The organism is Actinospineispora acaciae DSM 45401, from assembly GCF_000620785.1.
Taxonomy (GTDB): Bacteria; Actinomycetota; Actinomycetes; order Mycobacteriales; family Pseudonocardiaceae; genus Pseudonocardia; species Pseudonocardia acaciae.
Map to the genome: position 1 here is coordinate 214,139 of NZ_JIAI01000012.1, position 6,000 is coordinate 220,138.

6 protein-coding genes are annotated in these 6,000 nt (G+C 73.8%); all 6 read left to right on the forward strand.

Annotation, left to right across the window (positions count from 1 at the left end):
- Window positions 1-12: 12 nt before the first annotated feature.
- The 6 genes from N912_RS57225 (at window position 13) to N912_RS0137975 (ending at window position 5,843) form a co-directional block, all read left to right on the forward strand.
- Complete coding sequence (locus N912_RS57225) at window positions 13-1,383, forward strand: hemolysin family protein (protein ID WP_051581373.1); 1,371 nt, start codon at window positions 13-15, stop codon at window positions 1,381-1,383.
- Window positions 1,358-1,729, forward strand: coding sequence for a hypothetical protein (locus N912_RS0137955; RefSeq protein WP_037068690.1), 372 nt, complete (start codon window positions 1,358-1,360; stop codon window positions 1,727-1,729). The genes N912_RS57225 and N912_RS0137955 overlap by 26 nt, the downstream gene beginning before the upstream one ends.
- Entirely contained in the window at window positions 1,726-2,967 is a 1,242-nt protein-coding gene (gene lhgO, locus N912_RS57230) for an L-2-hydroxyglutarate oxidase (RefSeq protein ID WP_051581374.1), read from the forward strand. Before N912_RS0137955 ends, lhgO begins: the two co-directional genes overlap by 4 nt.
- Window positions 2,964-3,887 (forward strand): GTPase Era, encoded by a 924-nt coding sequence (gene era, locus N912_RS0137965; protein ID WP_028926528.1) that lies wholly within the window; start codon window positions 2,964-2,966, stop codon window positions 3,885-3,887. The genes lhgO and era overlap by 4 nt, the downstream gene beginning before the upstream one ends.
- A 6-nt stretch (window positions 3,888-3,893) precedes the next feature.
- Window positions 3,894-4,532 (forward strand): histidine phosphatase family protein, encoded by a 639-nt coding sequence (locus tag N912_RS0137970; RefSeq protein ID WP_028926529.1) that lies wholly within the window; start codon window positions 3,894-3,896, stop codon window positions 4,530-4,532.
- Between the two features lie 159 nt (window positions 4,533-4,691).
- Window positions 4,692-5,843, forward strand: coding sequence for a saccharopine dehydrogenase family protein (locus N912_RS0137975; protein WP_084211564.1), 1,152 nt, complete (start codon window positions 4,692-4,694; stop codon window positions 5,841-5,843).
- Window positions 5,844-6,000: the final 157 nt, after the last annotated feature.

The window sequence follows — 6,000 nt, forward strand, 5'->3', positions numbered from 1 at the left end:
CGCGCGCACGCCGTGACCCCCACCACCGCCTGGCTCCTGGTACTGGCCGTCCTGCTGGTCCCGCTGGCCGGCCTGTTCGCCGCCGCCGACGCGTCGCTGGGCACCGTCTCGCGCGCCCGGGTGGACGCGCTGGTCCGGGCGGGGCGTACCGGCGCGCGCCAGCTCGCGGTCGTGGTCGCCGACCGCCCCCGGTACGTCAACCTGCTCCTGCTGCTCCGGCTGGCATGCGAGACGGTGGCCACCGTGTTGGCCACCCTGGTGGCGATCCAGCTGGTCACCCCGGTGTGGCTGGCCGCGGTGGTGGCCGGCGCGGTGATGCTGGTGGTCAGCTACGTGCTGATCGGCGTCGGCCCGCGCACCATCGGCCGCCAGCATCCGTACCTGGTCGGGCTGCTGCTGGCCGCCCCGGTGCGCGCGCTGGCCGCGCTGCTCGGCCCGCTGACCCAGCTGCTCATCGTGGTCGGCAACGCCATCACGCCCGGCCGGGGCTTCCGGGAGGGGCCGTTCTCCTCCGAGGTGGAGCTGCGCGAGGCCGTGGACCTGGCCGGGGCGCGCGGCGTGGTCGCCGAGGACGAGCGGCAGATGATCCACTCGGTGTTCGAGCTGGGCGACACGCCGACCAGGGAGGTCATGGTCCCGCGCACCGAGCTGATCTGGATCGAGCGGGAGAAGTCTGTCCAGGACGGGCTGACCCTGGCGCTGCGCAGCGGCTACTCCCGGATCCCGGTGCTCGGCGAGGACGTCGACGACGTGGTCGGCGTCGTCTACCTGAAGGACCTGGTGGCGGCCGTGCAGATCGGCCCGTCGGACCGGACGGTCGGTGACGTGATGCGGACGGCCACCTTCGTGCCCGACTCCAAGCCGGTGGCCGACCTGCTCAGGGAGATGCAGCGCGGACGGTTCCACATGGCGATCGTCGTCGACGAGTACGGCGGCACCGCCGGCGTGGTGACCATCGAGGACATCCTGGAGGAGATCGTCGGGGAGATCACCGACGAGTACGACACCGAGGAGATCCCGCCGGTGCGGCAGGTGGACGAGCACACCGTGCGGGTGGCCGCCCGGCTGCCGGTCTCCGACCTGGGTGAGCTGTTCGGGGCCGGCACGGGGGCCGGGCTGGAGCCGGAGCTGGCCGAGGCCGACGTGGACACCGTGGGCGGCCTGCTGGCCCAGCGGCTGGGGCGGGTGCCGCTGCCGGGCGCGCGGGCCGAGGTCGCCGGGTTGACCCTGCTCGCCGAGGGCGGCAAGGACGCCCGAGGCAGAATACGGATCACGACGGTCCTGGTCAGCCCGACCGAGTCGAAGGCGGGCGAGCCGGACCACGCCGCCGGAGAGCCCGAGCGGCGGGAGGGGAGCGATGTCTCGAGCCGAGACCGGAGCTGACGGCACGCCCGAGCTGGACCCGGAGGACGCCAAGATCGTGGTGCTTGCCCGGTCGTCCCGGGCCCGCACCGGGGCCGCCGAGGGCGCCGCCGTGCGGGACACCGACGGGCGGACCTACGCGGCGACCACCGTCGTACTGCCCTCGCTGCGGCTGTCCGCGCTGCAGGCCGCCGTGGCCGCCGCGGTGGCCAGCGGGGCGGAGGGGCTGGAGGCGGCGGCGGTGGTGAGCGCGGACGCCGGCGATCCCGACCCCGCGTCGCTGGCCGCCGTGCGCGACCTCGGCCCGGAGGCGCCACTGCTGCTGGCCGACGCCGCCGGGCAGGTCCGCGCGGTGCGCACGCCTTGACCGGCCTGCCCAGCACCCCGCGCTACGACGCGGTGGTGGTCGGGGCCGGGATCGTCGGCCTGGCCACCGCCCGCGAGCTGTGCCGCGCCGGGCGCTCGGTGGCGGTCGTGGAGGCCGAGCCCCGGGTCGCCGCGCACCAGACCGGGCACAACTCGAACGTGATCCACTCCGGGCTGTACTACCGGCCGGGCAGCCACAAGGCGCGCCTGGCCGTGGCCGGCAGGGACGAGACCGTCGCGTTCTGCCGCACCCACGGCCTGCCGCACCGGGTCGGCGGCAAGCTGGTGGTCGCCACCGAGCCCGAGGAGCTGCCCCGGATGGCCGAGCTGGCCCGCCGGGGCGCCGCCAACGGCGTGGAGTGCCACGAGCTGGACGCGGCGGGCGCGCGCGAGCACGAGCCGAACGTGCGCGCGCTGGCCGCGCTGCGGGTGCCCGGCACGGGGGTGTGCGACTTCCGGCTGGTCGCGGAGAAGCTGGCGTGGCTGCTGGCCGCGGCCGGCGGGGAGCTGATGCTCGGCCGGCGGGTGCTGGCGCTGGTCCCCAGGCGCGGCGATGTGGTGGTGCGGACCGAGGCCGGCGACCTGCTGGCCACCCGGGTGGTGTGCTGCGCGGGGCTGCACGGCGACGAGCTGGCCCGCGCGGCCGGCGGCCCGGACCCCGGCGTGCGGATCGTGCCGTTCCGGGGCGAGTACGCCGGGTTGCGCCCGCCGGCGGACGGGCTGGTCCGCGAGCTGGTCTACCCGGTTCCCGACCCCGGGCTGCCGTTCCTGGGCGTGCACGCCACCCGGGGCCTGGACGAGCACGTGCACGTCGGCCCGAACGCGGTGCTCGCGCTGGCCAGGGAGGGCTACGACTGGCGCGCGGTGCGACCGGAGGAGCTGGCCGCCACGCTGGCCTACCCGGGGCTGTGGCGGCTGGCGCGGCGGCACTGGCGCGTCGGGCTGGACGAGGTGCGCGGCTCGCTGTCCCGCGAGGCGATGGCCGCCAGGGTGCGCCGGATGCTGCCGGACGTGCGGGCGGCCGACCTGGAGCCGGCCGGTGCCGGGGTGCGCGCGCAGGCGGTCCGCCCGGACGGCACCCTGGTCGACGACTTCCTGTTCCATCGACAAGGTCCGGTGTTGCACGTGCTCAACGCGCCGTCCCCGGCGGCCACCGCCGCGCTGCCGATCGCCAGGAAGATCGCCGCCGAGGTCACCGGCGAACAGGAGCCGGCACCGGAGACGGCGGCGTCGCAGTGACCGCCCGTACCAACGAGACCGGTGACACCACACACCGCTCCGGGTTCGCCTGCTTCGTGGGCCGCCCCAACGCCGGCAAGTCCACGCTGACCAACGCGCTGGTCGGCGGCAAGGTGGCGATCACCTCCAGCCGTCCGCAGACCACCCGGCACGCCATCCGGGGCATCCTGAGCAGGCCGGACGCGCAGCTGGTCGTGGTGGACACCCCCGGCCTGCACAAGCCGCGCACGCTGCTCGGCAGCCGGCTCAACGACATCGTGCGGGAGACCTGGGCCGAGGTCGACGTGATCGGCTTCTGCGTGCCGGCCGACGCCCCGGTCGGCAGGGGCGACGAGTTCATCGTGAACGAGCTGCGCACGGTGGCCCGCCGTACGCCGGTCCTCGGCGTGGTCACCAAGACCGACCTCGCGCCCCCGGCCGCCGTCGCCGAACGCCTGACCCAGCTGTCCGGGCTGATGGACTTCGCCGAGATCGTGCCCTGCTCGGCCGTCGACGGCTTCCAGGTCGAGACGGTCGCCGACCTGCTGGTGGCCCGCCTCCCGGAGGGTCCGCCGCTCTACCCCGACGGCGAGCTGACCGACGAGCCGGAGACCACCCTGGTCGCCGAGCTGGTCAGGGAGGCCGCGCTGGAGGGGGTCCGCGACGAGCTGCCGCACTCGCTGGCCGTGCTGGTCGAGGAGATGCTGCCGCACGAGGGCCGCGACGACATGCTCGACGTGCACGCGATCATCTACGTGGAGCGGCAGAGCCAGAAGGGCATCGTGATCGGCAAGGGCGGCGCCCGGCTCAAGCACGTGGGCAGCGCCGCCCGTCGCCAGATCGAGGCGCTGCTCGGCACCAAGATCTACCTGGACCTGCACGTCAGCGTGGCCAAGGACTGGCAGCGCGACCCCCGCCAGCTCCGCAAGCTCGGGTTCTGAACCAGCATGCCGCCGACACGAGCGTGGCTGGTCCGGCACGGCCAGAGCGAGGCCAACGCCGGGATCCCCGGCCCGGACCCGGGCGCCACGCCGTTGACCCCGCTCGGGCGCCGGCAGGCCGAGCGGGTGGCCCAGGCCGTCCCCGAGGCCCCGGCCCTGATCGTCACCTCGCCGTTCGCGCGGGCCAGGGCCACGGCGGAGCGGACGATCGCGCGGTTCCCCGGCTCGCCCGTCCAGGAATGGCCGGTGCAGGAGTACCACTACCTGGGCCAGTTCCACGACCTGGCCACCACCTCCGGCGAGCGCGAGCCGTACGTGCGGGCGTACTGGGAGCGGGCCGACCCGCATCTGGTCAACGGCGACGCCGAGTCGTTCGCGGACCTGATCGACCGCGTCGAACTGTGCCTGACCCGGCTCGACCAGCGGCCCGAGGGGCTGGTCGCCGTGTTCACCCACGGGATGTTCACCATGGCGCTGCTCTGGTGGCTGCTGACCGGGCGCGGCGAGGTGACCACCGACGCGATGCGACGGTTCCGCACGTTCGCCGACGCGTGCCGGATCCCCAACGGCTGCATCGTCGAGCTCCGCTACCCGGGGCCGGTCGCCCTGCCCGGCTCGACGGCCCACCTGCCGGCCGCGACCTAGCACTCGACCGGCACGCCCGCCGAGGGCGACGTGACGACCTTGACCGGTCGTCCATGCCGACGTAGCGTACGAGCCGATCAATCGATCGACAGATTCAAGGCTCGCCTCCTTCGAAGCGCACGGCGCCAAATCCGCGGAATCGCCTGGTCAGGAGTGGATATGAAGGTTGTTGTGGCCGGCTGCGGGTTTCACGGCCGTGGGATCGCCTACCAGCTCGGCGGCCGGCGGCCGGAGATCGAACTTCTGGTCGTGGACGGCGACGCGGCGCGAGCACGGGCGGTCGGCGCCAAGGCCGGGGTGCCCTGGCGGCAGGTGGACGTCACCGATCGCGGTGCCCTGCGCGGGCTGCTGGGCGCGGCCGACGTCGTAGTGAACGCCGTCGGGCCCTATCACCGGACCGCGCTCGCCGTGATCGAGGTCGCTCTCGAGACGAACACGCACTACGTGGACATGAACGACGACCACGAGGTGGCGGAGGCGCTGCTGCTCGATCGTTCCTGGGACGACCGCGCCCGGCGGGCCGGGCTCACCGTCCTGATCGACTGCGGGGTGGTCCCGGGCCTGAGCGGGATGCTCGTGCGGTACGCCAGCGACCAGCTCGACGACGTCCGGCACGTCGCGATCCGTTTCGCCTGGAACTACAACCGCGCATACCCGGCGGCCGTCCAGCACTTCCTCAGGATCAACAGCGGTCGCGGGCCGCAATACGTAGACGGCCACCTGGTTCGGAAGGGGCCATTCGAGGGCGGCGGCGAGGTTCACTTCCACGAGCCGGTCGGGGCGACGCACACCTACTTCACCGGCGTTCCGGATCCCGTGGCGATCTCCCGGTTCATCCCCGGTGTCGTGACCGCGACCGCAACGGGCGCGTTCTACCAGCCGGAGGCGAACCGGCTGCTCCGCGACATGATCCGGTGGGGGTTCGCCTCGTACGAGCCGCCCGATTCGACAGGGCCGAGTCCCATGGACTACCTGATCGACTATCTCCGCTCACCGCACGGCGAGCGGTACTTCGAGATCCCGCGCCGGGACGTGCCGCTGGCCCTTCGCGTCGAGGTCACCGGCGGCCGTTCGGGCGTCCCGACCAGCCTCGGCTTCGAGGTTCACGATCATTCGCGGCGGGCGACCACCGCGTTCACCGCGCTCGCCGCCCAGGCCGTGATCCGCGGCGAGCTCGGGGCCGGGGTCCACGCCCCGGAGGCGTGGCCGCACGCGGCGCGGTTCCTCCGAGAACTGCTGGCCGATCCGCATGTCCAGATCATGGAATGGCGTGACGACCGGCCCGCGCGGCCGCTGTCCCTCGCCGGGTAGGACTAGAGCGTGTCCCGCGGATCATCCAGCCGGCTGCGCGGCGCCCAGATCGCGCCTCGCGGCGTTCTCGTCGCCGCCGATACAACAGCGGTATCGGCGGCTCCTCGGCCTTGCGAGCCACAATCTGGATCACCGCTCGCTCGGCATAGATCCACGG

Excerpts from the sequence above, each read along its gene's own strand:
- N912_RS0137975 (WP_084211564.1), top strand. The coding sequence starts at position 4,692 with ATGAAGGTTGTTGTGGCCGGCTGCGGGTTTCACGGCCGTGGGATCGCC.
- N912_RS0137970 (WP_028926529.1), top strand. The coding sequence starts at position 3,894 with ATGCCGCCGACACGAGCGTGGCTGGTCCGGCACGGCCAGAGCGAGGCC.
- N912_RS0137955 (WP_037068690.1), top strand. The coding sequence starts at position 1,358 with ATGTCTCGAGCCGAGACCGGAGCTGACGGCACGCCCGAGCTGGACCCG.